Source organism: Cryobacterium sp. RTC2.1, from assembly GCF_035018685.1.
In the GTDB taxonomy this organism is placed as follows: domain Bacteria; phylum Actinomycetota; class Actinomycetes; order Actinomycetales; family Microbacteriaceae; genus Cryobacterium; species Cryobacterium glucosi.
Map to the genome: position 1 here is coordinate 1 of NZ_JASJXJ010000304.1, position 1,295 is coordinate 1,295.

Annotated in this window: 1 protein-coding gene; it reads right to left on the reverse strand. The window is 66.3% G+C overall.

The window, feature by feature from the left end:
* Window positions 1-259 precede the first annotated feature (259 nt).
* Window positions 260-1,295, reverse strand: a 1,036-nt coding sequence (locus QN357_RS18975) for a hypothetical protein (protein WP_323505396.1), incomplete at its 5' end; no start/stop codon positions are given.

Sequence of the window (1,295 nt, forward strand, 5' to 3'; positions counted from 1 at the left end):
CCCTCTGACCCTCCCGCCTGTACCCTGTCGCCTGACGACCCGTGCGGTCTGCAGCCAGCCGCGAGAGTACGAATTGTGCCCCTTCGCGGTCGGCGAAGGGGCCGTTTCTCCGCTCTCGCGAACCCGTCAGTGCGGCGCCCCGCCGCGAGAGTACGAATTGTGCCCTCATAGGGCGCACCAAGGGGCCGTTTCTCCGCTCTCGCGGGAGGGGTGAGGGATGCCGGGGGCTGGGTCGGCGCGAATGCGACGGCCGGATGGGTCAGGGGCGCCAGCCGCGGTCCCGAAGTGCGGTGTCGACCTTGCGCACGGCCGACGCGCTCTTGAGTCGAAGATGTGTCTTGTTCAGGCGAACCACCCGCCAGTCGGCTTCCATGATCGCATCGAGCCGATCGATGTCCCAGTGATACTGCTCTTCGTCCGTTCGATGCTGCTCGCCGTCGTACTCAACGAGCACTCGATATTCCCGGTAGACGAGGTCGCCCGTCGCAATCCTCCGTCCCGACCTATCCGTTAGGGGAGCGTTCACTTCCGGCTCGGGAAGGCCGGCCCGCACCAGGAGGAGCCGGATCTCGGTTTCCCGCGGTGAGAGCACGCCGGGGCGGACCCAGTCGAGCGCTTCTCTGAGCCGCCGTGCGCCGCGCTTGCCTGCGTGACGCGCCACGCCGGTACGCAGCTCGGCCATGGTCGCGAGCGGTCGCCTCCCTCCGACCAGGGCGTCTCCCATCACAATGAGTTCATCCAGATTGAGCACGGCAGAGAGCTGGCGCCAGACATCGACCGGTGCGGCCACGCGATAACCGCCGATATCGACCAGGCGTACGGTGCCTGGTCGCGCGTGGTGCGCGACGGTCCCTCTCACTCTCTGCCGTTCCGCCGGGTCGTCGACGCAGATATGAATCACGCCGGACGTCGCGAACCTCCGGGGGAGGGGAAGACCGTGCACGTGCGCTGCCGTCACGTGACTGAAGAACTGGGCCGTCGACATCCGCTCGGAGTATGCCGCTATGAGCGTCGCGATCGTTGCCGGTCCCAATCGTGGTGAGCGGATGCCGTGAAACGGCTGCTCAAGGTCCGCGCCCCTCATTCGCTTCCGCGATACGCCCTCGTGGCGTCCACTGCGGGTGGTGAAGTGTCGGCCACGCAACGCGGGGGGAAGTTCGCGACGTCGTTTCATCCCCCGATGATGCCGATTCCCACGAACGAGCGCGCGTTCTATCCACAGTCCGGCGGCCAGGGACCGCGAGAGTACGAAAATGGCCCCTTCGGATGTCGTGAAGAGGCCATTTTCGTACTCT